Raw genomic sequence first — 25,927 nt, 5'->3', positions numbered from 1 at the left:
AAGGTAGTGTGACAAAATCGCCACACAAGACCTTGCAACAAGAAATTACCGCCCCATGTTTCCCCGTTCCTTGATGCGGAACAATCCGGTTTACTTGGCGGCCTTGGCTGCCCCTGCTGCATAAGTATCGCCAAAGAAATCGCCCTTGAACCACTGCGGCGGCGTGTCGCCATCGGCCATGGCGCGGGTGATGCGATAATTGGCCTCGGCAAAGCGGGCGCCTGCGCGCCAGTCCCATGCCTGATTCATGTCGTCATTGGGCTGGTGATAGGTCTTTTCCAGAAATTCCTCATTGGCCTTGGCCCCGCCATTGGCATAGCCGGTGGCCAGAAACACCGCAGGCACGCCCTTGCGCACAAAGCGATAGTGGTCCGAGCGCACGAAAATCGTTTCCGCCGGAATCGGATCGGGCGAGAGGCTGACCTGCATCGGCTTGACCGCGGCGGCCACAATCGGCCCCAGCGTCGAATGGTCCGCGCCATAGGCCACCACATCGGTAAAGGGATAGAGCAGTACCGGCATGTCCAGATCGACATTGCCGACAATGCTGGCCGCCGGAACCGTGGGATGGTTGGCGTAATAATCGGCGCCCAGCAGGCCCTTTTCCTCCGCCGTCGAAATCAGGAACACCACCGAGCGGCGCGGGCCTTTCTTGTCCTCGGACAATACGCGGGCAACCTCCAGTGTGGTCGCGCTGCCCGCCGCATTGTCCATCGCGCCGTTATAGATACGGTCCTTGCCCGGCGCATCGCCCGGCTTGGGCGCGGCCACGCCAAGGTGGTCGAGATGCCCCGAGAGCACCACCGTCTGGTCCTTGAGGTCGCTGCCCGGCAGCATGGCCACGATGTTGGGGCTGGTCACGCGCTCGGATTTGCTGGTCGAAAAAGCGCGCAGGCTAGTCTTGAGCGCAAAGCCCTTGGGCCGCCCGCCCACCTTGTCGGCCTCGGCGCGGATCTGCGCCAGCGTGCGCGGGGCGCCCGCCAGGAACGCAGCGGCTGCCTCGTCGCTGATCGCGCCCGCCACGCGGATGCCCGGCGCGGCCTCATTCGCCTTGCCGTCCTCGCCAACCCAGGCATAGCTGGGATAGAAGGCATATTGCAGCGCCTTTTCCCACGGCCGCACCCGCGCCGAGGCATTGGTGTTGAGGGTGATCACGCCGATCGCGCCATGCGCCTGCGCCATCTGCGCCTTGGTGGCCGAGAGATGCGCGCCCTCCTCGCTGGCCATGCCCGCCGGATAGCCGCGCAGGACCACAACGATCTTGCCCTTTACGTCCAAACCCTTGTAATCATTGATGCCCAGCAGGTCATTGTCGATACCATAGCCGACAAACACCAGCGGAGCGCTGATATCCAGCTTCGGCTCATTGGCGCTGGCCGAAATCATCACCTGCTTGCCATGCTCAAAGCTGACCTTGCCCGCCGGGCCGGTGATCTCCATGCCCGCCGGGCCATCGGCATAGGATGTCTTTTGAAAAGTGATGCGCTGAAGCCAGCCGCGCTTGCCGTCCGCCCCGATGTCGCCCATCGGCGTCAGCCCCAACGAGGCGAAACGCTGCGCAACATAGCGCGCGGCGATTTCATGGCCCCGGCTGCCCACATCGCGCCCTTCGAGCAGATCGTCGGCAAAGAAGGCGATATCCGAACGGATGCGCTCGGCCGAAAAGCGGGGGTCGAGCGGCATGTCCGCTTCGGCGCGGATCGGGGCTTCCGCCTTGGGCGCAGATTTGGCGGCGGCGGGCGCGCCGGCTTCTTCATACATGGCCTCGGTGGCCTCAACCGATTCAATGGCGCGCGCCGGGCTGACCAACAGCAGCGCGGGGATCAGACAGGCGGAAAACTTGGCAAGAGCAGGCATGCATCTCTCTTTTCGGGAAACTGACAGGCGTGTCAGCATAAAGGCGAATTCGCCACAGGCAAGCTTTCGCTCATCGCTCTTGTTGGCGCGACCGCCCTCACCATCGGCTGCTTGCGCGCTGCCCTACGGTTCATCCTTGCGACAGGCCGGGGATGAAACTACCCATAGCGTATCCACTGATGGGAAACACCATGCGACACCAGATTTCCGCGCCGCTGCTGGCACTTGCCCTGACCCTTTGCGCCCAGCCCGCCACCGCCCAGCCCGCCACCCAGGCCCCATCGACCACGCCTTTGTCCGAATTGGTGAAGAAGGTCGATATTCCCTATGAGAGCTTCAAGCTGACCAATGGCTTGACCGTGCTGGTCCATACCGACCGCAAGGCGCCGATCATTGGCGTGACCACCTATTACCGGGTGGGTTCCAAGAACGAGCCGCGCGGCAAGACCGGCTTTGCGCACCTTTACGAACATCTGTTCTTTGGCGGCAGCGAGAATGTGCCCAATTTCGACGTGCCGCTTGAGGCCGCAGGGTCGACCAGCACCAATGGCAGCACATGGTATGACCGCACCAATTATGTCGAAACCGTGCCGACCGGCGCGCTGCCGCTGGCGCTGTTCCTCGAAAGCGACCGCATGGGCCATCTGCTGGGCGCGGTGACGCAGGACAAGCTGGATAAGCAGCGCGGCGTGGTCCAGAACGAAAAGCGGCAGGGCGACAACCAGCCCTATGGCCTGTTGCGCTATGCCGAAACCGACGGCCTGTTCCCCATCGGCCATCCCTATCGCCACCAGACCATCGGCTCGATGGCCGATCTGGACGCGGCCAGCCTGTCGGATGTGCGCCACTGGTTCACCGATCACTATGCGCCCAACAATGCGGTGCTGGTGCTGACGGGCGATGTTGATGTGTCGGTGGCCCGGCCGCTGGTGGAAAAATACTTTGGCGACATTCCGGCCGGCCCGGCAGTCAAGCCGGTCATAGCCGGGCCTGTAACGCTCAAGGCCCCCAAGCGCATCGAAATGCAGGACAAGGTGGCCACCACGCGGATCATGCGAATCTGGTCCGGGCCGGGGCTGAATGACAAGGATGCCGCCGCGCTGGACATGGGCATGAGCGTGCTGGGCGGGCTGGCGTCCTCGCGGCTGGACAATGCGCTGGTGCGGGGCAAACAGGTGGCCGTGTCGGTCAGCGCCGAGCTCGAAACACACGAGCAGGTCAGCTTCCTTGAAATCTCGATGGACGTGAAACCGGGCGTGCCGCGCGCCAAGGCCGAGGCGGCGCTGGATGCGGAAATCGCGCGTTTTCTGGCCACCGGGCCGAATGCCGACGAGGTGAAGCGCGCCGCCACGCGCTCGGTTTCGTCTGAAATCGGCGCATTGGAGGTGGTCGGCGGCTTTGGCGGCAAGGGCACGACGCTGGCCGAGGGGCTGATGTATTCGGGCGATCCGGCGCAGTATAAAAAGGATCTGGCCGAATTGGCCGCGCTGACTCCCGCCGCGATCAAGGCAGCGACCGGGCGCTGGATGAAGCGCCCCGTGCTGGCCATCGCGGTCACGCCGGGCGAGCGCAAGGAAAAGGGCGAATTGCTGGGCGGATGGGGCGATGAGGCCACCCGCCCCGCGCCCAAGCCCGACGCCAAGGCCCCGGTCCCGCCCGTGCCGCAATCGCCCCCGCGCAAGGAACCCGATGTTGCCCCGGTCGGCGAGTTGACCTTCCCGACGGTTCAGCATGCGACGCTGTCCAACGGGATGCCGGTCACGCTGGCGCGGCGTACGGCGGTGCCCAAGGTGTTGGTGAGCATCGGCTTTGACGCGGGGATCGCGGCGGATTCGCTCAACACCCCCGGCACGCAGGGGCTGATGCTCTCGATGCTGAAGGAAGGCACGGTCAAGGACGCCACGGGCGGCACGACCCGCAGCGCGGTACAGGTGCTGGAGGAAGAGGAACGGCTTGGCGCGAGCATCGAGACGGGCAGCAGCCTCGACACCAGTTCGATCACGCTCTCGGCGCTTTCGGCCAATCTGGCGCCCTCGCTCTCGTTGATGACCGACGTGCTGCTGCACCCCGCCTTTGCTCCCGCCGAGGTGGCGCGGGTCAAGGATCAGCGTCTGGCCGCGTTGGCCCAGACGATGGCCAATCCGCGCGGTGTGGCGCTGCGGGCGATCAATCCGCTGCTGTTCGGGCCGAACCATCCCTATGGCCATGCCTCCGATGGTCTGGGCAATGCCGCCTCGCTCAAGGCGCTGACCTCGCAGGATCTGCGCGCCGCGCATGACCAGTGGCTGCGCCCCGACCTGGCCCGCGTGACGGTTGTGGGCGATATCACGATGGAGGAATTGCTGCCCAAGCTGGAAACGGCGCTGGGAGTCTGGAAGGCTCCGGCGGCGGCCAAGCCAGTCAAGGCGCTCAATGCCGCCCTGCCCTCGGCGCGCCCGCGCATCGTGTTGATCGACCGGCCCGGTTCGCCGCAATCCATGATCGTGGCGGGCAAGGTGCTGCCGGTTGATGGTCGCGCACCGGGGCAGGAAGCGCTCGACCTAGCCAATGAAGTGCTGGGCGGCGGGTTCCTCTCGCGCCTCAACCTCGACATCCGCGAGGAAAAGGCATGGTCCTACGGCGTCTCCACCGCCGTCCGCCAACCGCTGGGCGCGCGCAGCCTGATCCTCTTCGCCCCGGTCCAGACCGACCGCACCGGCGATTCGATCAAGGCCATGATTGCCGACATGAAGGCCTTTCCGGGGGCCAAACCCGTCAGCGCCGAGGAATTGCAGCGCGTTACCGACGGCAATATCCGCGGCCTGCCCAACAAGTTTGAAACCAACGGGCAGGTGCTGGGCGCGATTGCCGTCAACGAGCGCCTCGGTCGGCCCGATGACTATTACAGCAAGCTGCCCGCGCTCTATCGCAGCATCGACGCCAAGGCGCTGGAGGCCAAGGCGGCGGAGTATCTCCAGCCCGATGGCCTGACCTTTGTGGTAGTGGGCGACAAGGCCAAGGTCGAGGCGCAGTTGAAGGATGTGGGATTGCCGGTGGAGGTGTCGGGGGGCAAGTGAATTTGCCTCCGGCGGGCAAAGGGACTCGGTCCCTTTGCAATCCCCTTAATGGGGTGGTGCCTCGGCTCGGGCGGGGCGCTGAAACACAAGTTGATTAAAAAAAAGCCTGCGGCGCTGGTCAATCGGCGCCGCAGGCTTTCAAAATCCAAACGTTGCGCAGGTTCACTTCGACCAGCCCCCAGCGCAACGCCTACAGTATCGGGATTGTTAAGGGCTTTCGCCCTTAACCCGCCGGAGGCATCCCTTTATTTTACCCAGCCAAAGCCTTCTTCAACAGCTCATTGATGATCTGCGGATTGGCCTTGCCCTGCATCGCCTTCATGGTCTGGCCGACGAAGAAGCCGAACAGGGCCTCCTTGCCGCCGCGATACTGCTCGACCTTGTCGGCATTCTTGGTCAGGATTTCGGCGATCACCGCCTCGATCGCGCCGGTGTCGGAGTTCTGCTTGAGCCCTTCACGCTCGACGATCACGCCCGCCGCGTCGCCCGTTTCCAGCATCTTTTCCAGCACCTGCTTGGCGATGGAGCCGGAAATCGTGCCATTGCCGACCAGCGCGAGCAGTTCCGCCGCGCCTTCGGGGCTGATCGGGCTGGAGGACAGATCCTTGCCCAGCTTGTTCAAAGCTCCGAAGAATTCCGACAGCAACCAGTTCGCCGCCTGCTTGGCGACATCGGCCTCAGGCTTGTTCTGCGCCGAAGCCGTGGCCGCCAGCAGCGCCTCAAACCAACGCGCCGTATCGACGTCATTGGTCAGCACGCCCGCATTATAGGCCGACAGGCCCAGCCCATCGACATAACGCGCGCGCTTGGCATCGGGCAGTTCGGGCAGCGACGCGCGACATTCCTCTAGGAAGGCATCGTCGAGCACCAGCGGCAACAGGTCGGGATCAGGGAAGTAGCGATAGTCATGCGCATCTTCCTTCGAGCGCATCGACCGCGTCTCGTTCTTGTCCGGGTCATAAAGGCGCGTTTCCTGCACCACCTTGCCCCCGTCCTCGATCAGCGCAACCTGACGCCTGGCTTCCGATTCCACCACGGCCATCACGAAGCGCACCGAATTGACGTTCTTCGTTTCGGTGCGCGTGCCGAATTCATCGCCCGGACGGCGCACCGAGACGTTGACGTCGGCGCGCATCGAGCCCTGATCCATATTGCCGTCGCACGAACCGACATAGCGGACAATCTGGCGCAGCTTTGACAGGTAAGCCCCTGCTTCGGCGGGCGAACGCATATCGGGGCGGCTGACGATTTCCATCAGCGCCACGCCGCTGCGGTTCAGGTCGACATAGGACATGGTCGGGTGCTGATCGTGCATCAGCTTGCCCGCGTCCTGCTCGACATGGATGCGCTCGATGCCGATGACCTTGGGCTCGGGAATGCCCGCCTTCTCATCCGCCTCAATGGTCAGCGATCCCTCGCCCACCAGTGGGTGATAGAGCTGGCTGATCTGATAGCCCTGCGGAAGATCGGCATAGAAGTAGTTCTTGCGGTCAAAGCGCGACCATTTGTTGATCGCCGCCTCAATCGCCATGCCGGTGCGCACCGCCTGACGGATGCATTCCATATTCGGCACGGGCAACATGCCGGGCATCGCCGCGTCCACCAAGGATACCTGGCTGTTCGGCTCGGCGCCAAAGGCCGTGGCGCTGCCCGAAAACAGCTTGGCGTTGCTGGTGACCTGCGCATGGACTTCAAGGCCGATCACGACCTCCCATTCGCCCGTTGCGCCCTGAATGCGATAGGTGCTCATTTGCTTTTTCGCCTGTTCGCGCGGTGCTTGGCGCGCCGCTCCAGAATTTTCTGTCTCTTGTGGTTGAGCGTGTAAGGCTTGCTCCGCCTGAACGCCCCACTGATGCCATCGACGAGACTCTCACCCAGCCATTGGGCAATCATCTCGCCGAGCCAATTCACCACCACTTCTCCGGCTTGGCCGAGAACTGCGCCCGCTGTTCGATCGCAAGACCTGCGTTCAGCACGCCCTGCTCATCGAAAGGCCGCCCGATGATCTGCAAGCCCAGCGGCAGACCATCGCTGCTCAACCCGGCAGGCACGCTCATCGCGGGCAGGCCCGCCAGCGAGGCCGGCACCGAGAACACATCGCCCAGATAGAGATCAAGCGGATTGCTCTTTTCGCCCAGCGCAAAGGCAGGCGTCGGCGCGGTCGGCGCAAGGATCACGTCGCACTGCTTGAAGGCTTCTTCAAAATCGCGCGAGATGAGCGTGCGGACCTTCTGCGCCTGCGTGTAATAGGCGTCATAGAAACCGGCCGACAACACATAGGTGCCGATCAGGATGCGGCGCTTGACCTCGGCCCCGAAACCGGCGGCGCGGGTGGCGGCGTACATGTCCTGAAGGTTCGCGCCATCGGGCAGATCGCGCAGACCATAACGCACGCCATCATAACGCGCGAGGTTGGACGAAGCCTCGGCAGGGGCGATGATGTAATAGGTCGCCAGCGCATATTTCGAATGCGGCAACGAGATGTCCACCACCTCGGCCCCGGCATCCTTCAGCCACGCAATGCCATCGTCCCAAGCCTTGGCCACATCGGCGTTCAGGCCCTCGATGCGATATTCACGCGGAATACCGACCTTCTTGCCCTTGAGATCCGCGTTCAGCAGCGCCGACCAATCGGGCACCGGCATGTCCAGCGAGGTCGCATCCTTGGGATCGAACCCGGCCATGGCTTCGAGCATCAGCGCACAATCGGCCACGTCATGCGCCATCGGCCCCGCCTGATCGAGCGAGGACGCAAAAGCCACGATGCCCCAGCGCGAGCAGCGGCCATAGGTCGGCTTGATGCCCGAAATGCCGGTGAAGGCCGCAGGCTGACGGATCGAGCCGCCGGTGTCTGTGCCGGTCGCGGCGGGCACAATGCGCGCCGCCACCGCCGCCGAGGAACCGCCCGACGAACCGCCCGCCGTCAGCGCCGCCGTGTCGCCCTTGCGGCGCCAGGGGCTGATCGCGGGGCCAAAGGCGCTGCTCTCATTGCTCGAACCCATGGCGAACTGGTCGAGGTTGAGCTTGCCCAACATGCCCGCGCCCGCATCCCACAGCTTTTGCGAGACGGTCGATTCGTACTGCGGCTTGAAGCCTTCAAGAATCTTCGAAGCGGCAGAGGTCTGCACGCCCTTGGTGGCGAACAGGTCCTTCATGCCGATGGGCACGCCCGCCAGCTTGCCCAGTTCCTTGCCCGCCGCACGGTCTGCATCGACCTTTTCCGCCGCGCTCAGCGCCGCTTCGGGCGTGGTCACGATGAAGGCGTTCAGCGCTTCCTGCGCATCAGCCACGGCAGCGTTAAACGCCTGCGCCACTTCAACGGCGGTAAATTCGCCCTTGGCCACGCCATCGCGGATCGCGATCAGGCCCAGATCGGTCAATTCGCTCATTATTCAATCACCTTGGGCACGCCGAAAAATCCATGCTCGGCGGCGGGCGCATTGGCCAGCACCGCATCGCGAATCCCGCCGCCCGTCAGCGGATCGGCATTCACCACATCCGCGCGCAGACGCAGAGTGTTCGGGATCACCGCCGTCATCGGCTCAACCCCTTCGACATTCACCTCGCCCAATTGTTCCACCCAATTGAGGATGCCGTTGAGTTCAGGAACCATCGCTTCCAACTCGCCTTCGCTCACCTTGATGCGGGCAAGACTGGCGATCCGGGCCACTGTGGCGGTATCGACCGACATGCAACAACCTTTGCCATTAAAACCAAGCCGGAAATCCCGGCCCACAAACAAAGCGAGGGGCAGCCTGCCACCTGTGGCACCCGCCCCTCGCGCCTTATCTTCGCTAGCACCGCAAAGGCGGCGCTTCAAGCAAGCGGGATTATTCCGCGCCGCCCGGAGCCACGGGAGCTTCAGCGCCCTGAGGAGCAGGGGCACCGGCCCCGCCGCGCGATTGCATCATGCGCTCCATCATGCGTTGCTGCATTTCCAGTTCGGCCCGGTTGCGGAAATCGATCACTTCCAATTCAAACGTCAGGTTCGAATTGGCCGGGATCGGCCCGGCGGCCTTGTCGCCATAGGCGAGCTTGGCGGGGATCTTGACCAGATACTTGCCGCCGCGCTGCGTCTGGGCCAGCGCCTTGGCGAAACCGGGGATCGTGCCCTGCATCTGCATCACGACATTCTTGTTCTGGTCGAACACGGTGCCGTTATCCAGCTTGCCGACATAGTTGACCATCACCAGATCAGCCACGGTCGGGTTCGGCCCTTCACCGGCCTTGAGCGTCTTGACGCCCACCAGCGGGGGCTGTGCGGCCACGGCCACCACCCCACCCACCAGCGCGGCCACCAGCGTGCCAAGCCAGATTTTCGAAACCGAACCCTTGCTCAGCGGCTGAAGGGGAACGCGGGTGATCTCGGTCATGGTGCAATCCTGTCCTATGCGATCAATGGCCGGATACGGCCCAACTCTTGGCCGCCTCCCTACAGCCGCGCCCGGGACTGTGCAAGCGCAACACAGGTCTTAAAGACCATGAATTTGCCCCGAGGTGCCCAGACGGCACACAGCAAAAAGCCCGCCGACCATGGCCGCCTTTTCAGACAGCCGGGTCAGCGGGCTTTTGATTCGGCCTGAAACTCAGACCGAAAGGCGCTTACTTGGCGCCGTCACGCTCGGCGCGCTTGCGCTCCAGCTTGCGGGCGCGGCGCACAGCGGCGGCCTTTTCGCGAGCACGCTTTTCCGAGGGCTTTTCATAGTGGCGACGCAGCTTCATCTCGCGGTACACCCCCTCGCGCTGCAGCTTCTTCTTGAGAGCGCGCAGGGCCTGATCGACATTGTTTTCGCGGACGAGAATCTGCATAAAAAGAACCACCTCAAATATCTGTCGGCCAGAGCCCCACCCATCTCGATCGAGCGGGGGTTCACCCAAGGGATTGCAACGAAACTTGCGCCGAATCCCTGTGGGGTCGGCTGGATTTGCGGCCCGCTAGCAGAGTCGCGGGTCAAAGGCAAGCTGCGATCAACCAAAACCTGACTCGCCAACCACGGCGCGGAGCGGCTCTAAAGCCCAAAAACGGCGCGATGACAACACCCCACCCCTATTTTATGCCCCGCGCGCCATCCGCGCGGGTGCCCCGGGCTATACGCAAGGCCCGCCATAAGCTAGGGGCGGCCTATGAATCATGAAACTTCTTCCAATCAGGTGCGCCAATTTGTCGTCGGTCGCGATGACGACGGCATTCGTCTGGACCGCTGGTTCAAGCGCCACCTGCCCCAGATCGGCTTTGCCACGATCAGCCGCTGGGCCCGCACTGGCCAGATCCGCATCGACGGCAAGCGCGCCGCCCCCGAAGACCGCGTGGCCAAGGGCCAGACCCTGCGCGTGCCGCCGGGCGACAGCATTGTCGGCATCGGCGGCGGCAAAGGCGTGCGCGCCCGCAAGCCGTTGACCGAAGCGCAGCTCGAACTGGCCGATTCCATCGTGCTCCACCGCGACCCCTCGGCCATCGTCATCAACAAACCCCCCGGCCTGGCCACGCAGGGCGGCAGCGGCACGTTCGAACATGTCGACGGCCTGCTCGACGCCTATGCCAATGGCGGCCCCCGTCCGCGCCTTGTCCACCGTCTGGACAAGGATACGTCGGGCGTGCTGCTGGTCGCCGCCACGCCGGGCAGCGCGGCTTTCTTCTCCAAGCGCTTTTCCGGGCGCACGGCCAAGAAGGTCTATTGGGCGCTGGTGGTGGGCGTGCCCTCGATCGACGAAGGGCTGATCGACCTGCCTCTGGCCAAGCAGCCCGGGTCGGGCGGCGAAAAGATGATGGTCGATCAATCCGAACATGGCCAGCCTTCGAAAAGCCGCTATCGCGTGATCGACCGCGCGGGCAACCGCTGCTGCTGGGTCGAGCTGCAACCGCTGACGGGGCGCACCCATCAGTTGCGCGTGCATATGGCCGCGATCGGCCATCCGATTGTGGGCGATGGCAAATACGGCGGCCCCGATGCTTTCCTCTCGGGCAGCATCAGCCGCAAGCTGCATCTGCACGCCCGCCGCCTGATCATCGAGCATCCCGACGGCACGCCGCTGGACGTCGAGGCGCCCCTGCCCGATCATATGGCGGCCAGCCTTGCGCAATTGGGTTTTGAGGAATCCGAGGGCGAATATATCCCCGATCCCACCGGCGAATGGGGACGCGAGGAAAAGAAGGCAGCCGCCAAGGCCCATGCCAAGGATTACCGCAAGGAGCGCAAGGGCGAACGCCGCGGTCGCGCAGAAACGGGCCGCACGCGCAACGATTCGCGCAAGAGCGACACCCGCAAAGGCCCCGGCGCCCGCGCCGAAGCTCCGCGCAAATCCGGCCCGAAGAAGGGTCTGGGCAGCAAGCCGAGCGCCAAGCCGACCGGCCCGCGCCCGGTTGGCAAACCAGCAGCAAAGCCTGCGGGGAAGCCTGCGGGTCGGCCTGCCGGTAAACCCGTCGGGCGTCCTGCTGGCCGTCCGCCCGCACCCCGGGGCCAGCGTTAATGCACCCCAATCCGGCCTTTCGTCACGACGATCGCGCGCTGTTTGAACGTCTGATCCACGAAATCGGCTTTGGCATGGTGTTCGCCACCACGCCGGATGGGCCGCGCGTGGCGCATGTGCCGCTGGTGTCCACCGGCGATGGCTCGGTGCAGTTCCATCTGGCGCGGGGCAACGCGCTGGCGCGGCATCTCAACGGGATGGTGGCGCTGGCGGTGGTCAACGGGCCGGACGCCTATGTCTCGCCGCGCTGGTACGGCGAGGATCCGAATCAGGTGCCGACATGGAATTATGTCGCGCTGGAAATGGAAGGGCCCGTGCGCCGGATGGACCACGATGGTCTTTATGGCCAGTTGGCGGCGCTCTCGGCGCAGGAGGAGGCCAAATTGCCGCCGCCCGCATGGACGATGGCGAAAGCCGATCCGGCCTATATCGACAAGCTGATGGGCGCGATTGTCGGCTTTGAGATGGAGGTGCAGGCATGGCGCCCGACCTTCAAGCTCTCTCAGAACAAGAGCGCGGATCTGCGCGGACAGGTCGCCGCCGGACTGGAAGAGGCCGGGAGCCATGCGATGGCAGCCATGATGCGGGGGCTGGTATGACGCGTCTGGCGGTATTCGATTGCGACGGCACACTGGTCGATGGCCAGCATGACATTCAGGCCGCCATGGTCGCTGCCTTCCGCGCGCAGAGCCTGACGCCCCCCTCGCGCGAGGCTGTGCGCCAGATCGTCGGGCTCAGCCTGCCGGTGGCCATGCGCCGCCTGCGCCCCGATCTTGAGACCGAGCAGCAGGCTGCCTTGGTGGAGGAATATAAATACGCCTATCGCAGCGCTCGCGATCAGGGGCGGATCGGCGAGCCTTTGTATGACGGCATTCGCGCTCTGCTTGATGGGTTGCGGGCGGATGGCTGGGTCATGGCGGTGGCCACGGGCAAGAGCGATCGCGGGCTGACGCATTGTCTTGCGATGCATGGGCTGTCCGACCATTTCGTCTCGCTGCAGACCGCCGACCGCCATCCCTCCAAGCCCCATCCCGCCATGCTGGAGGCCGCCCTATTCGAGGCAGCCGCCATGCCGCAGGACAGCGTGATGATCGGCGACACCAGCTTTGACATGGCCATGGCGCGCAGCGCAGGCGTGCGGGCGCTGGGCGTGGCGTGGGGCTATCACAGCGAGGCGCAGTTGATGGCGGCGGGCGCCGATGCGGTCGCGCGCGATCCGGAACACTTGCGGGAGCTATTAGGATGAGCATGGACGCCGAAACGCTGGCCAAGGCGCGGTTCAAGCGGCTGACGGTGGTGCGCTTTGTCGGCGTGCTGGTGGCGCTGGTGGGTGCGGCGATCATGGCGGGCAAGGTTGACCTGCCGCGTCTGGTCGGCCTGCTGGTGCTGCTGGGCGGGATCTATTACGCGCTGATCTTCCCCAGCCGGTTGGTGAAGCGTTGGAAGAAGCAAGACGGGGCGTAATGAAGCGGTTTTACAAGGAAGTATCGGTCACGGGTCAGGATGATGCGTGGCAGGTGACACTGGACGGGCGCGCGATTCGGACCGTGGGCGGACAGCCGCAAAAGGTGCCTACCAAGGCGCTGGCCGAGGCGCTGGCCGCCGAATGGGCGGCGCAGGGCGAGGAAATCGACCCCACCCGTTTCGTTTTGCGCGATATGGCCGATTATGCGCTGGACGTGGTCGGGCGTGAGCGGGCCGAGGCCATCGCTGCCCTGCTGCCCTATGCCGAAACGGATACGCTGTGCTATCGCGCCGATCCCGAGGACGCCCTGTTCGAACGGCAAAACGAAGTGTGGGAGCCGATTCTGGCCACCGCCGAAGCGCACCACGGCATCCGCATGCAGCGCGTCAGCGGCATCATGCACAAGCCCCAGCCCGCCGAAAGCCTCGCCGCTTTGCGCGCGCGGCTGGAAAGCATGGATGCCTTCACGCTGGCCGCCCTGCGCAACATGGCCAGTCTGGCGGCATCGCTGCTGATCGCGCTGGAGGCACTTGAGCCGGGGGCGGATATTGCCGCGCTCTGGGCCGCCGCCAGCCTTGAGGAAGAGTGGCAGGCCGATCTCTGGGGCCGTGATTGGGAGGCCGAAGAGCGGCGCGAGAAGCGGGCGAAGGCCTTTGCGCTATCGGCGGAATTTGTTGGGATGGTTAGGGGGTAGGAAAATTGGCCTCCGGCGGGCAAAGGGACTTGTCCCTTTGCAATCCCAATACTGTCGATGTTGCGCTATGGTGGCGACCAATGGGTATCGGACGCGACGCTTGAAATTTAAAGCCTGCGGCACTCATCAGCGCTACCTTGCCGCGCCGCAGGCTTTCAAACCGTTACATCTCACGCGCCTTAGCGAGTTGAACGCACCCCATAACGGGATTGCAAAGGGCCCCCGCCCTTTGCCCGCCGGAGGCATATTAACGCCTCACCCAACCCAATCGGCAACTTCCGCCGCCAGCTTGTCCGACATCCGCCCCAGCGCCTCGGCCACAGCCTCCGGCTTGGGCGCAACGCCTTTTTCCACCGCCTCGAACCGGCGCTGGGCCAGCGTGCCGTCCATCTTGGTCAACAGCGCGTCATAACGGATCACGGCCGATCGGGTGCGGCCATCATAGCCCATGAAGATCAGGCGCCCGCCAAGATGCTGTCCGGCCTGCGCCCCATCCTCGCTGTCGATCAGCACGAGGCGCATCCCGCGCGCGCGGATCGTCTCGGCGATATGGTTGCGCAGCAGGCGCGCGGGGCGTTCGCTCCACAGGCCTTCCTTCATATAGGCGATCGCATTGTCATTCACCCGCACCGCGATCCGGGTCAGGCCAAGAGCGCGCTCGGTATCCGGCTCGGTCACGACCAGCGTGGTGATCGGCGTGGCCGTGACCAGCGCCCCGGCGGGCGCGGCCACCGTCGGCAGGGTAAAGAGTTGGCGGGGTGGTTTGCCCCCGGCGCCTACCTTGACGCAACCGGCCAAGAGCAGCACCCCGATCAGAGCGGCGATCTTCTTCATGGGTGATACTCCGGCAGCTTGGGTGGCGAGAGCGCGGCAGCGGCGCCCTGATTGTCAATCTTTTCGGTCAGTTCGCGCAGCGCCCGGCTCGCCGCACGCAATTCGCGCACTGCGCTTTCGGCCTGAGGCAAGGTTTCCTCGCGCACGCGGCGGATCGCCGGATCGGTCTGACCCAGCGTGGATTTCAGGGCATCGGCCGCCCCCTGCGCCGAACGCAGCGTCTGATTCAACTGGGCCACCACCGAATTGCCGTTTTCATCCAACTGGCTGTTGAAATTGGCAGTCAGCTTTTGAAACTCGGCCATCGAATCCTTGGCCTGCACCAGCGCGGAATCAAGGTCGCTCACCACCTGCTTCAACTGCGGCGAGGCGTCGGCCAGATTGGACGTCAGGCGATTGGTGTTGGCCAGAATACCTTCGATATTCTTCTGGTTCTTGTCCGAAAGCAGATTGGACAGCTTGTCGGTCAACGTGCCGATCCGTTCGAGCAATTGCGGCGCGCTGGACAGCAGATCGCCAAGGCCCGACAATTTGGTCGGGATCACCGGCGCGCCGTCGGGACCAACGGCCGTGATCGGCGGCTGACCGGGCTTGCCGCCCGCCAACTGGACGGTGGACACGCCGGTAAAGCTGCCCTGAATGGTGGCGGTCGTGCCCTGAAGCACCGGAATGTCGCGATTGATCGCGATGCGCACGCGCACCACGCTGGGATCCTCGGGCGAGAGTTCGATTTCCGTGATCTGTCCGGCCGGCACGCCCTTGTAATTAACCGGCGTCCCCTTGGCCAAACCATCGACCGACTGACGGAAATAGATGTCGTAGGCCTTGCGTTCGTGGCGCGAGAGATGGGCCAGCCAAAGCGCGAAACCCGCCGCGATCGCCAGCAGGATCAGCGTAACGGCCCCTACCCAGATATGATTGGCGCGTGTTTCCATCGCTATACTATGCCTTTGCCGGGTTGGGGCTGTCCAGCCCATGGAGCTGCGTACCGTCCCCACGCGACAAGAGCGCAGAGCGGCCGCGCGGCCCGCCGAAATATTCATGGATCCACGGATGGTCGCTGGCCATCAGTTCGGGGATCGTGCCCACCGCGATCACGCGCTTGTCGGCCAGCACGGCCACGCGGTCGCAAATCTCGTGCAGCGTGTCGAGGTCATGGGTGATGAGAAACACCGTCAGCCCCAGGGTCTCGTGCAATTCGCGCGTCAAACTGTCAAAGGCAGCCGCCCCGATGGGGTCGAGGCCCGCCGTCGGCTCGTCCAGAAACAGCAGTTCGGGGTCAAGCGCCAATGCACGCGCAAGACCGGCCCGCTTCTTCATACCCCCCGACAGCTCGGAAGGATATTTCGACGCCGCATTATCGGGCAATCCCGTCAGGCTGACCTTGTAACGCGCAATTTCGTGGCGCAGTTCAGGGTCCATGTCGGGATAGAATTCCTTGAGCGGCACCTCGACATTTTCCGCCACAGTCAACGTGGAAAACAGCGCGCCGCCCTGAAACAGAACGCCCCAGCGGCTGCGAATATCGGCCTCGCCGGGGGCGGCGGGCGTGCCGATCTCGTGGCCCAACACCTCGATCCGGCCATGACTGGGCGTCTGCAACCCGATGACCGAGCGCATCAGCACCGATTTGCCCGTGCCCGATCCGCCCACCACGCCGATGATTTCGCCCCGGCGCACGTCAAGGTCGAGCCCCTCATGCACGGCATGGTCGCCAAAGCGGTTTTCCAGCCCCTCGATACGGATCGCCAGATCGCTCATATCCAGCCCACCTCGGAGAAAAACACCGCGAAAAAGGCGTCGATCACGATCACGGCAAAGATCGCCTGCACCACTGCCTGGGTGGTGCGCAGGCCCACTTCCTCGCTGCTGCCCTTGACCTGCATGCCCTGATAACAGCCCGTCATGGCCACGATCAGGCCGAACACCGGCCCCTTGATCAATCCCACCCAAAGGTCGATCAACGGCACAACTTCCTGAATGCGAGAGAGAAAGTTGAAGAAGGGAATATCGAGTGTAAATGCGCTGATCGTGGCGCCGCCGATAATGGCAACCAGAGCGGAATAAAGCCCCAGCAAGGGCATCATGAACACCGCCGCCATCACGCGCGGCAGCACCAGCGCCTCCATCGGCGAGACGCCGATCGTGCGCATCGCATCGATTTCCTCGGTCAGCTTCATCGTGCCGATCTGCGCGGCAAAGGCGCTGCCCGAACGGCCCGCCACCATGATCGCGGTCATCAGCACGCCCAGTTCACGCAGCGAAATGCGCCCGGTCAGGTTCACCGTATAGATCTCGGCGCCGAATTGCTGAAGCTGGACCGCGCCCTGCTGGGCGATCACCACACCGACCAGAAAGCTCATCAGCCCGACAATCGCCAGCGCATCAATGCCCACCAGTTCGGTCTGGCGCACCAGCGCGGTCCATCGGATGCGCGAGGGATGGCGGATCACATTGCCCAACGCGGAAATCAGCGCGCCCAGAAAGGCCAGTATCGCGCACGAACCCTGCCACAGGCCGATCATCACCAGCCCGACGGTTTCCAGGATTCGCATGATGGGCGTCGCGCGTGGCGGGGTGATGGCGGCATCGCCGCTGCACACCTTGACCGCCGCCATCAGCCGCTCGGCCTTTTCGCTCGCCCCCACCACCTGCGCCCCGGCATCGCGCGCCAGACGCCACACCAGCCAGGCCCCGGCGGTGTCGAGTTCTTCGATCCCGGCCATATCAAGTTGGGAAAATTGCGGTTTTTCACGGCGCATCGCATGATCGAGCGCGCCAACACTGGCCATGGTCAGCACGCCTGACAGGGTCAGCGTGGACTTGCCATCGGCATCCGTGGCCAAGAGGAAATCGCAATCGGGTGCCATGTAATCAACACTGTGGGCGAAAAACATGCCTCTCGCAAGAGGTGGTTTCGCCCCTTAAGCCCTTCGCGCGCCGGTGCGCCCTTGCGAAAGGGGGGCCATGCTGGCAAAGGCCGCTGCCAAATAGCTGGAAATGACATGACCGAAGAAACCGCCAACATGCTCGACAAGACCTTTGACCCGGCCGGGATCGAAGCGAAATGGTATGGCCATTGGGAGGCGAACAACCTGTTCCGCCCCGAGCGCCCCGATGCGGCGCCCTTTACCATCGTCAACCCGCCGCCAAACGTGACGGGCTCGCTGCATATCGGCCATGCGCTGGACAATACGCTTCAGGATATCGTGATCCGTTACGAACGCCTGCGCGGCAAGGATGCGCTCTGGGTCGTGGGCACGGACCATGCCGGCATCGCCACGCAGATGGTGGTCGAGCGCCAGATGGAAGCGCGGCAGGACAAGCGCACCAATTACACGCGCGAAGGCTTTATTGAAAAGGTCTGGGAATGGAAGGCCGAGAGCGGCGGCACCATCACCGGCCAGTTGCGCCGTCTGGGCTGTTCGATGGACTGGAGCCGCGAGCAGTTCACAATGGACCCGCATTTCACCAAGGCGGTGGTGAAGGTCTTTGTCGATCTCTATAATCAGGGTCTGATCTATCGCGACAAGCGGCTGGTCAATTGGGACCCCAAGCTGAAGACCGCGATTTCCGACCTTGAGGTGGAAACCCGCGAGGTTCAGGGCAACTTCTGGCGCTTCCGCTATCCGCTGGCAGACGGCGTTCGCCTTGCCGATGGCAGCGACCATATCGTTGTGGCCACCACGCGGCCCGAAACCATGCTGGCCGATATGGCCGTGGCGGTGCATCCCGAGGATGAGCGCTATGCCAGCGTTGTTGGCAAGGAAGTTATCCTTCCCATCACCGGACGCCGCATCAAGATTGTTCCTGATGAACACGCCGATCCGGCGCTGGGCACGGGCGCGGTCAAGATCACGCCGGGCCATGACTTCAACGACTTTGAAGTGGGCAAGCGCGCCGGGATTGCCGCCAACCAGATGCTCAACATGCTCGATGCCGATGCCCATGTGGTGCAGGTGGCCGACGGGCTGATCCCGGATGAGTTCATCGGGATGGAGCGCTTTGACGCGCGCAAGGCGGTGGTGGCGCGGCTCAAGGCCACCCCCCATGGCGAGGGCTCCCTGCTGGTGCCGCACGTGACCAAGAACAAGGAAGGCGAAGAGGTCGAGCATGACGCCGAACCTCGCACCATCCAGACGCCCTATGGCGACCGCGGCGGCGTGGTGATCGAGCCGTGGCTGACCGATCAGTGGTATGTGAATGCCGCCGTGCTGGCGCAAAAGCCGATTGAGGCGGTGCGCAGCGGCGCCATCGAGATCGTGCCCAAGACTTGGGAAAAGACCTTCTTCAACTGGATGGAAAACATCCAGCCGTGGTGTGTTTCGCGCCAGCTTTGGTGGGGCCACCGCATTCCAGCGTGGTATGGCTTCAATAAAGATGAGTCCGGAGTTCCTGTGGCATGGAGGCCCGGCAGCGACAGCCCCAATCCTTCCGTAAATGATGTGCAAGTTCCTTTTGTTGCTGAAACTTTTGAAGAAGCTCAAGTTCTCGCGCGAAAATATTACGATGGCATCCAATCCGATGCTCAGTTTGAAGCTGTGCCCGACGCATCGGCGGGAGGATTGAGTTTAGTAGGCGGCTTTGTTCCACTTTGGCGCGACTCAGACGTGCTCGACACCTGGTTCTCCTCCGCGCTCTGGCCCTTTGCCACGCTGGGCTGGCCGGACGAGGACGCGCCGCTGCTGAAAAAGCACTATCCCAATGATCTGCTGGTGTCGGGCTTTGACATCCTGTTCTTCTGGGATGCGCGGATGGCGATGCAGGGCATTCACTTCATGAAGGAAGTGCCGTGGAAGAAGCTCTATCTGCACGGACTGGTGCGTGCGGCCGATGGCGCGAAAATGTCCAAGTCCAAGGGCAATGTCGTCGATCCTCTGGGCCTGATCGACCAGTATGGCGCGGACGCGCTGCGCTTCTTCATGGCGGCGATGGAATCGCAGGGCCGCGATGTGAAGATGGATGAAAAGCGCGTCGAGGGTTATCGCAACTTTGCGACAAAGCTTTGGAATGCCGCGCGTTTCTGCCAATCAAACGGCATCGTGGCCTCCACCTCGGTGACCGCTCCGGCCGCCACCAGCGCCGTCAACAAATGGATCATCGGCGAGGTGGTCGAGACCGTTACCGCGCTGGACAAGGCGATGGCAGAGCTGCGTTTCGACGCGGCGGCGGGCACGATCTATCAATTCGTGTGGAACAGCTTCTGCGACTGGTACATCGAACTGATCAAGGGTTCGTTCGACGAGGAAACCAAGGCGGTCGCCGGTTGGGTGCTGGATCAGATCCTGGTCATGCTCCACCCCTTCATGCCCTTTGTCACCGAGGAACTGTGGAGCAAGCTGGGCGCGCGCAAGCATGAGCTGATCGTGGCGGCATGGCCCGCGCCCGATGCGCAGGTGGACGCCGAGGCCAAGCGCGAGGTCGAATGGCTGATCGCGCTGATCGGCAACTTGCGCGGCGCCAAGGTGGAACTGGGCCTCGCGCCCGGCTCGCGCCTTACCGCCTATCTGCCCGATCCCAGCGAGGCCACGCGCGGCATCATCACCCGCAATCCCGTGGCGATCGACCGTCTGGCGCGTCTCGATGCCATCCATTTCGCCCCGGCCCCTGCGGGCGCGGCGATGCAGGTGGGCGCAGGGGACGCCAACATCGTCGTTCCGCTCGAAGGGCTGATCGACGTGGGCGCGGAAAAGGCGCGTCTGGCCAAGGCTCTGGCCGCATCCGAAAAGGAGCGCGACAGCCTCGACAAGCGCCTCTCGAACCCGGCCTTTGTCGAAAAGGCCAAGCCTGAAGCCATCGACAAGGCCCGCGCCGACCACGCCCATCACAGCGCCGAGGCTACGCGCCTTGCCGCCGCGCTGGCGCGTTTGGGATGATGCCGGCCCGATGACTCTGGCACTCGCAACGATCACGCCGGGAAAACCGGAAATCTTTGCGGCCCTGCAAGGCGAAGGGGCGTCCATCGGGCGCCCCTGCGTCTTCCTGCGCCTGTCGCGCTGCAATCTGGCATGTGCGTGGTGCGACACCGCCTACACGTGGCGGTTTGAAGGCGACAACCGGCCCCACAAGGACGGTATCGCCTTTGACCGGGCCGAAAATCAGGTCGTCTGGGACGAGGTGCAGGTGGCCGAGGCGGTTCACGCCTTTGGTCAAAACCGACTCGTGATCACCGGGGGCGAGCCTCTGCTTCAGGCCCCTGCCCTTGAGCGGATGCTGGATCACCTTTTTGCGCTGGGCGATTATCAGGTCGAGATCGAAACCAACGGCTCGGTCGTCCCTTCCGAGGCTTTGGCCGCGCGGGTGGCGCAATATAACGTCAGCCCCAAGCTGGGCCATTCGGGCAACCCGCGCGATCTGGCCATCCGGCCCGAGGCTTTGCGCTTTTTTGCCCAATATCCCAAGGCTTTCTTCAAATTTGTTGTGGCCAATCCCGAGGATGTCGAAGAAGTCGCCGCCCTGGCCGCCGAACATGGCCTGCCCGCCGAGCGGATCTTTTTGATGCCCGAGGGGCGCGACCCGGAAACGCTGCGCGCGCGGATGGTATGGATTGCTGATCTTTGTCTGCTGCGCGGCTATGCGATGACAGACCGCTTGCATATTCATCTTTCCGGCGACACCAGAGGCACATGAGCGAATTTGTCACCGAAGCCGCGCCGCCCTCCGATGCGCGACCCCATGGCCATGCCGCCCCTATGCGGGGCGATCTGACGCAGGGGCCGATCCTGAAAACGCTGCTGCTGTTTTCGATCCCCACGCTGCTTTCCAACCTGCTGCAAACGCTGAACGGCACGATCAACTCGATCTGGGTGGGCAAGCTGATCGGGGAAAGCGCGCTGGCGGCCACGGCCAATGTCAACATCATCATGTTCCTGATGATGGCCACGGTGTTTGGCTTTGGCATGGCCACGACCGTGCGCGTGGGGCAATATTTCGGCGCCCGCGACATGGATGCGGCCCGCATCACATTCGGCTCGGGCATGGGCTTTTGCGTGGCGCTCTCGGTGCTGATCGGCATCATCGGCTCGGTGCTGGCGCCCAAGCTGCTGCATCTGATGGCCACGCCCGAGGCCAGCCGGATCGAGGCACTCGACTATCTGCGCGTGGTGTTCATCACGATGCCCTTCGGGTCGGTTTCGATCATGCTTTCCATGGGCATGCGGGGCGTTGGCGATGCCAAGGTGCCGCTCTTCGCGATGATCCTGACGGTGATTATCGACATCACGATGAACCCGCTGCTGATCCGCGGCTTTGGGCCTATTCCGGCCATGGGGATTTCGGGTTCGGCATGGTCGACGGCGGCGGCCAATTTCGCGGGCGCGGCGCTGATGCTGGGCTGGATTTATGCGCGCGATTTGCCCCTGCGGCTGCGGGGCGAGGAATGGGCCTATCTGCGCCCGCGCGGCGAGGAACTGCGCTTTATCATCGCCAAGGGCCTGCCCATGGGCGCGCAGATGCTGCTGGTTTCCTCGGCCGGTCTGGTGATGGTGGGGCTGGTCAATCGCGAGGGGGTGGCGACCGCTGCCGCCTATGGCGCCTCGATGCAATTGTGGAACTATCTGCAAATGCCCGCCTTTGCCATTGCCAGCGCGGTTTCGGCGATGGTGGCGCAGAATGTCGGCGCCGGGCTGCACAAGCGGGTGAGCAAGATAACTATGCGCGGGCTGATCGTGAATGAGAGCGTGACCGTGACGCTTGCCGTGCTGATCGTGATTTTCGACGAGCCGCTGCTCAAAATGTTCCTTGTGCCCGGCAGCCCCTCGATCCCCATTGCCCAGCATATGCAGCCGATCGTGAGCGTGTCCTTCGTGCTGTTTGGGATCATGATGATCCTGACCGGGACGATGCGGGCCTATGGCGCGGTCATCATCCCGCTGCTGGTGATGTTTGTGGCCATGTATCCGGCGCGTGTGGGCTTTTACTTTGCCGCCTTCCCCTATCTTGGGGCCAATGCGCTCTGGTACGCCTATCCGTTCAGCGCCGTGGTGGCCGTGGCGATGACCAGCGCGATCTATCTGCGCGGCAATTGGCGCAAGATCGCGCCCAAGGCTTAACGTCCCTGCGTTCGCCAGCGCTGGACGGTGCGCATCACCATCTGGTGATCATCTCCGCTCTGGCGCCATAGCTGGCTGAAGGACGGATCGGAGGAGGCAGGTCGCTTGGATTCCTCCAGATCGTCGAAGGATACGCGCATCGGGATGCCCACACCCTCGCCGCAGATGATGCATTCGCGGTTCCGCAAGGCCGGTATCGCATCGAGAAAGCCGCGCGCCCCCTCGGGCATGGCGGCGCGGACAAAGGCCTGATCGCGCTCGTTGTTCAACCGCATCGACAGGATCGTGCCGCACTGGCTGAGCACGCCCTCGGCAAGGTCTGAGGGCCGCTGGGTGACAAGCCCCAGCGAAACGCCATATTTGCGCCCCTCCTTGGCAATGCGCGACAGGATGCGGCCCACCGAGGAACCGTCCGCATGTTTCTCATTGGGCACATAGCGATGCGCTTCCTCGCACACCAGCAGGATGGGGCGGGTGTCTTCTTCACGCGCCCAGATCGAAAAATCGAACACCAGCCGCGAGAGCAGCGCCACCACCGTCGAAGTGACTTCCGAGGGCACCCCCGACACGTCGATGATCGCAATCGGCTGCCCCGCCGAGGGCAGGCGGAACATGCGCGAGAGCACATCGACCATCGTGTCGCCCACCAGCATGCCCGAAAACAGGAAGTTGAAGCGCGGATCCCCCCGCAATTCGTCAATACGGGTCTTTAAGCGGACATAGGGCGCGGTGGTGGTCGCCTTTTCCAGCTTGCCCATCTCATTATGCAGGATCGCCTGAAGATCGCTGATCAGATAAGGCACCGGCGAATCGACCGTGATCCGCCCACCCAACGCCTCGGCCAGCCGGTTCTTTTGCCGCGCCGCCAGCAGGCATTTGCCCAATATTTCGGCATCGACCTGTCGGTTCCCGCCCTGGCTGGACACGAGGATCTCGCAATGCTCCTCGAAGTTCATCAGCCAATAGGGCAATTGCAGGTTCGACACGTCAAGGATCAGCCCCGTCTGCCGAAAAGCGCTGGCATATTCGCCATGCGGGTCGATCATCAGGATATGGCCCTGAGGCGCCAGTTCACAGATCCGGTGCAGGATCAGCGCCAGCGCGGTCGATTTGCCTGTGCCCGTCGAACCCAGCAGCGCGAAATGCTTGCCCAGCAGCGAATCGATGTAGAGGCTGGCGCGGATCGTGGTGGTCGGGTGGACCTTGCCGACGGTCACCACCGCGCGCCCGTCGCCCGAATAGATATGGCGCAGATCGCGCGTTGCGGCCGGATAGACCAGCGCGCCGGGCAGCGGATATTGCGTTACCCCGCGCCGAAAGTTCGCGAGCGCCCCGCTATGCGGATCAAGCGCGCCCTCGCCCAGAAAGTCGACCCGGGCAACAATGCCCTCATCGCCCCGGCGCCCCTGCTTCTGATCGCGGATGGTGGCCAACAGGCAGGTTTGCCCGGCGATAATGCGGATCTGGCTGCCCACAAGGCCGGACTGCGCCACGCAAGGGTCCGCATCACTCGCGCATTCCGAAAGCCGCTGCAGATCGAGCGCGATCAGCCCGCCTGCTCCCGAAATTTCGAGAACCACGCCCATCGGTTGGGCCGCATTGGCGCAGGAATCGCCTTGCGCGGCCAGCGCCGAATGGCCTGTACCCTGCGCGCCATAGGCGCCACCCAAGCCGGGATCGGCCATGTCATTCACGCCGATCGGGCCTTTGCCGAGATGCGAACCCCTGTCATTGACGCTGGAGATAGGGCCAAAGAGGTTAATTTTAAGCTTAATTTCGCCCTGTTAAAACAGCGCGAACAGCCGCCCCGCCACCCAGCCCATCACCACCGAGACCGCCACGGCCATCAGGCCATAGGCCAGCGCCTCCTTTTGCGAAAAATCGGCCACGGCCTTCTCAAAGCCCTGCTTGCCCACCTCCACCCGCGCCGTGGCCGAGGCCACCACCCGCCCCTTGCGCACGGCAAAGGTTTCGGCGGTATAGGTTCCAGGCTGCACGCTCGAGGGCAGGTTGATGCGGGCCGAATAGAGCACGCCGCCATTGATGGTGACGCCCGAATCGTCCTGATGAAACAGGCCCTGCCGCTGCATCAGATCGACAAGGCCTGCGGCAAAATGGCTCTCGCGCGCCGGATCGATACTGTCGCTGGGCGAAAGTTGCAGCGAATCGAGACCCAATTGGTAGATCGCCGCCGTGCGCGGATCGGTGATCTGGCGGATCGGGCGGTTGGCCACCACGGCATAGAAGCTGGGCACCGAACGCAACGTGGTATATTCGGCATTGACCCACATGCCCGCCACCTTGCGCTTTTCGCGCAGGACCATCTGATGCGCGGGGCCTTCGAGCACCACGACCACATCGTAATCGCGCACTGCGCTTGCCCCATCGGGCGACATGATCGCGCCAAACAGCAGCAATTGCGCCCCGGTAAAGCCCTGTCGCAACTCAATGCGATGTTGGGAAATGTCGGTGACCAGCACCGGCTCTGCAGCGGCGGCCGGAGAGGCAAGCGCCAGGAACCATAGCGCGATCAGGGCAAACAGCCGCCTCACAGCAGGCTCACCGTAAAGATTTCATCCGGCCGCCAGGTCAGCCCCAGCGCCATGCGCGCCGCCACCGCCAGCACGATGGCCGCCAGCGCCAGACGCAGCTTGACCGGGCTTGCCGTGGTGGCAAATCGCGCGCCCAATTGCGCCCCCGACACCGATCCGATCAGCAGCAGCCCGGCCAGCACAATATCCACCGCCCGCGTGGTCAACGCATGCATCATCGTGGTGGCCATGGTCACAAACAGGATCTGAAACAGGCTGGTGCCCACCACCACCTGCGCGCTCATGCCCAGAATGTAGAGCATGGCCGGGACCAGCACAAAACCGCCGCCGATCCCCATCAGCATCGTCAGGATCCCTGTAAACATGCCCAGCAGCAGCGGCGCCAGCGGCGAAATATACAGGCCCGAACGATAGAAGCGCCACCGTCCCGGCAGACGCGCCACCAGCGGATGATGCCGCCGTTTGCGCGCCGGGCGCGCTCCGCTGCCGCCTGCGCGCAGCGTCTGGATGCTTTCGCGCGCCATCATCGCGCCGATCCCGCCCAGCATCGAGACGTAGAGCAGGTTGATCACCGTATCGATCTGACCCAGTGCCTGAAGCAGGCTGAAGAGCAGCGCCCCCAGCCCCGTGCCCAGCACGCCGCCCACCACCAGCACCAGCCCCATGCGGTAATCCACGCCGCCGCGCTGATGATGCGCCAGCATGCCGGACACGCTGGCGCCGGTCACCTGACTGGCCGCCGAAGCCGCCGCCACCGTCGGGGGGATGCCGTAGAAGATCAGCAGCGGCGTGGTCAAAAACCCGCCGCCCACGCCAAAAATGCCCGACAGCATGCCCGTGAGCAGCCCAAGACCGACAATAATCAGGCCGTTGACCGACAGATTGGCAATGGGAAGATAGACATCCATAGCCGCTGCACGCTAGCGACTGAATCCCGCATGGGAAAGCCC

Annotated in this window: 22 protein-coding genes; 9 read left to right on the top strand and 13 right to left on the bottom strand. The window is 63.7% G+C overall.

What is annotated here, in order from left to right; translation table 11 throughout:
• Positions 1 to 90: 90 nt before the first annotated feature.
• Positions 91 to 1,857: a M28 family metallopeptidase gene (locus tag PQ467_RS07070; protein ID WP_274175798.1), complete on the bottom strand. Its 1,767-nt coding sequence runs from the start codon at positions 1,855 to 1,857 to the stop codon at positions 91 to 93.
• A 191-nt stretch (positions 1,858 to 2,048) separates the two neighbouring features.
• Between PQ467_RS07070 and PQ467_RS07065 the strand changes: the two genes are divergently transcribed.
• Complete coding sequence (locus tag PQ467_RS07065; RefSeq protein ID WP_274175797.1) at positions 2,049 to 4,913, top strand: M16 family metallopeptidase; 2,865 nt, start codon at positions 2,049 to 2,051, stop codon at positions 4,911 to 4,913.
• Between the two features lie 250 nt (positions 4,914 to 5,163).
• Here the strand turns inward: PQ467_RS07065 and gatB are convergent, their stop codons facing one another.
• From gatB to rpsU, 5 genes are all read right to left on the bottom strand, one after another.
• Positions 5,164 to 6,663, bottom strand: coding sequence for an Asp-tRNA(Asn)/Glu-tRNA(Gln) amidotransferase subunit GatB (gene gatB, locus PQ467_RS07060; RefSeq protein WP_274175796.1), 1,500 nt, complete (start codon positions 6,661 to 6,663; stop codon positions 5,164 to 5,166).
• A gap of 157 nt (positions 6,664 to 6,820) precedes the next feature.
• Entirely contained in the window at positions 6,821 to 8,302 is a 1,482-nt protein-coding gene (gene gatA / locus PQ467_RS07055) for an Asp-tRNA(Asn)/Glu-tRNA(Gln) amidotransferase subunit GatA (RefSeq protein WP_274175795.1), read from the bottom strand.
• The gene (gene gatC / locus PQ467_RS07050; protein ID WP_168603735.1) at positions 8,302 to 8,604 is read right to left on the bottom strand and encodes an Asp-tRNA(Asn)/Glu-tRNA(Gln) amidotransferase subunit GatC; all 303 of its coding nucleotides are present in this window, start codon (positions 8,602 to 8,604) and stop codon (positions 8,302 to 8,304) included. The genes gatA and gatC overlap by 1 nt, the downstream gene beginning before the upstream one ends.
• Positions 8,605 to 8,743: 139 nt before the next feature.
• Positions 8,744 to 9,286, bottom strand: a complete 543-nt coding sequence (locus PQ467_RS07045; RefSeq protein WP_274175794.1) for an FKBP-type peptidyl-prolyl cis-trans isomerase — start codon at positions 9,284 to 9,286, stop codon at positions 8,744 to 8,746.
• A 229-nt stretch (positions 9,287 to 9,515) separates the two neighbouring features.
• Positions 9,516 to 9,722 (bottom strand): 30S ribosomal protein S21, encoded by a 207-nt coding sequence (rpsU, locus tag PQ467_RS07040; protein ID WP_168603737.1) that lies wholly within the window; start codon positions 9,720 to 9,722, stop codon positions 9,516 to 9,518.
• A 315-nt stretch (positions 9,723 to 10,037) separates the two neighbouring features.
• Between rpsU and PQ467_RS07035 the strand changes: the two genes are divergently transcribed.
• The 5 genes from PQ467_RS07035 to PQ467_RS07015 are packed head-to-tail and all read left to right on the top strand — an operon-like array spanning position 10,038 to position 13,540.
• The gene (locus PQ467_RS07035) at positions 10,038 to 11,381 is read left to right on the top strand and encodes an RluA family pseudouridine synthase (RefSeq protein WP_274175793.1); all 1,344 of its coding nucleotides are present in this window, start codon (positions 10,038 to 10,040) and stop codon (positions 11,379 to 11,381) included.
• A complete protein-coding gene (locus PQ467_RS07030; protein ID WP_274175792.1) occupies positions 11,381 to 11,980 on the top strand; it encodes an FMN-binding negative transcriptional regulator in 600 nt (199 codons plus the stop codon). Before PQ467_RS07035 ends, PQ467_RS07030 begins: the two co-directional genes overlap by 1 nt.
• Positions 11,977 to 12,627, top strand: coding sequence for an HAD-IA family hydrolase (locus PQ467_RS07025; protein WP_274175791.1), 651 nt, complete (start codon positions 11,977 to 11,979; stop codon positions 12,625 to 12,627). The genes PQ467_RS07030 and PQ467_RS07025 overlap by 4 nt, the downstream gene beginning before the upstream one ends.
• A complete protein-coding gene (locus PQ467_RS07020) occupies positions 12,624 to 12,845 on the top strand; it encodes a hypothetical protein (RefSeq protein ID WP_274175790.1) in 222 nt (73 codons plus the stop codon). Before PQ467_RS07025 ends, PQ467_RS07020 begins: the two co-directional genes overlap by 4 nt.
• Positions 12,845 to 13,540: an ATP12 family chaperone protein gene (locus tag PQ467_RS07015; RefSeq protein ID WP_274175789.1), complete on the top strand. Its 696-nt coding sequence runs from the start codon at positions 12,845 to 12,847 to the stop codon at positions 13,538 to 13,540. The genes PQ467_RS07020 and PQ467_RS07015 overlap by 1 nt, the downstream gene beginning before the upstream one ends.
• Before the next feature lie 255 nt (positions 13,541 to 13,795).
• On the opposite strand, the gene PQ467_RS07010 is transcribed toward PQ467_RS07015, so the two are convergent.
• From PQ467_RS07010 to PQ467_RS06995, 4 genes are read right to left on the bottom strand one after another with little or no spacing between them, the layout of a single operon-like run.
• Positions 13,796 to 14,374, bottom strand: coding sequence for an ABC-type transport auxiliary lipoprotein family protein (locus PQ467_RS07010; RefSeq protein ID WP_274175788.1), 579 nt, complete (start codon positions 14,372 to 14,374; stop codon positions 13,796 to 13,798).
• Positions 14,371 to 15,309, bottom strand: coding sequence for an MlaD family protein (locus PQ467_RS07005; protein WP_274175787.1), 939 nt, complete (start codon positions 15,307 to 15,309; stop codon positions 14,371 to 14,373). Before PQ467_RS07005 ends, PQ467_RS07010 begins: the two co-directional genes overlap by 4 nt.
• A 7-nt stretch (positions 15,310 to 15,316) precedes the next feature.
• Positions 15,317 to 16,135: an ABC transporter ATP-binding protein gene (locus tag PQ467_RS07000; RefSeq protein WP_274175786.1), complete on the bottom strand. Its 819-nt coding sequence runs from the start codon at positions 16,133 to 16,135 to the stop codon at positions 15,317 to 15,319.
• The gene (locus PQ467_RS06995) at positions 16,132 to 17,271 is read right to left on the bottom strand and encodes an ABC transporter permease (protein ID WP_443192982.1); all 1,140 of its coding nucleotides are present in this window, start codon (positions 17,269 to 17,271) and stop codon (positions 16,132 to 16,134) included. The genes PQ467_RS07000 and PQ467_RS06995 overlap by 4 nt, the downstream gene beginning before the upstream one ends.
• A 108-nt stretch (positions 17,272 to 17,379) precedes the next feature.
• Between PQ467_RS06995 and PQ467_RS06990 the strand changes: the two genes are divergently transcribed.
• Genes PQ467_RS06990 through PQ467_RS06980 form a run of 3 tightly spaced genes read left to right on the top strand, consistent with a single transcriptional unit; the run spans position 17,380 to position 22,425 of the window.
• The gene (locus PQ467_RS06990; RefSeq protein WP_274175785.1) at positions 17,380 to 20,250 is read left to right on the top strand and encodes a valine--tRNA ligase; all 2,871 of its coding nucleotides are present in this window, start codon (positions 17,380 to 17,382) and stop codon (positions 20,248 to 20,250) included.
• A 10-nt stretch (positions 20,251 to 20,260) separates the two neighbouring features.
• Complete coding sequence (locus tag PQ467_RS06985) at positions 20,261 to 21,004, top strand: 7-carboxy-7-deazaguanine synthase QueE (protein ID WP_274175784.1); 744 nt, start codon at positions 20,261 to 20,263, stop codon at positions 21,002 to 21,004.
• On the top strand, positions 21,001 to 22,425 hold the full coding sequence (locus tag PQ467_RS06980; RefSeq protein WP_274175783.1) for an MATE family efflux transporter: 1,425 nt from the start codon (positions 21,001 to 21,003) through the stop codon (positions 22,423 to 22,425). The genes PQ467_RS06985 and PQ467_RS06980 overlap by 4 nt, the downstream gene beginning before the upstream one ends.
• Here PQ467_RS06980 and PQ467_RS06975 read toward each other — a convergent pair.
• From PQ467_RS06975 to PQ467_RS06965, 3 genes are all read right to left on the bottom strand, one after another.
• Complete coding sequence (locus tag PQ467_RS06975) at positions 22,422 to 24,110, bottom strand: ATP-binding protein (protein ID WP_274176105.1); 1,689 nt, start codon at positions 24,108 to 24,110, stop codon at positions 22,422 to 22,424. The two genes, PQ467_RS06980 and PQ467_RS06975, sit on opposite strands and share 4 nt — an antisense overlap.
• A 99-nt stretch (positions 24,111 to 24,209) precedes the next feature.
• The gene (locus PQ467_RS06970; RefSeq protein ID WP_274175782.1) at positions 24,210 to 24,977 is read right to left on the bottom strand and encodes a TIGR02186 family protein; all 768 of its coding nucleotides are present in this window, start codon (positions 24,975 to 24,977) and stop codon (positions 24,210 to 24,212) included.
• Positions 24,974 to 25,885: a sulfite exporter TauE/SafE family protein gene (locus PQ467_RS06965; protein WP_274175781.1), complete on the bottom strand. Its 912-nt coding sequence runs from the start codon at positions 25,883 to 25,885 to the stop codon at positions 24,974 to 24,976. Before PQ467_RS06965 ends, PQ467_RS06970 begins: the two co-directional genes overlap by 4 nt.
• Between the last annotated feature and the right edge of the window lie 42 nt (positions 25,886 to 25,927).

This window comes from Novosphingobium sp. KACC 22771 (assembly GCF_028736195.1).
Classification (GTDB): domain Bacteria; phylum Pseudomonadota; class Alphaproteobacteria; order Sphingomonadales; family Sphingomonadaceae; genus Novosphingobium.
The sequence above is the reverse complement of the archived record's forward strand: the minus strand, read 5'-3'. Positions and strand labels throughout refer to the sequence as shown.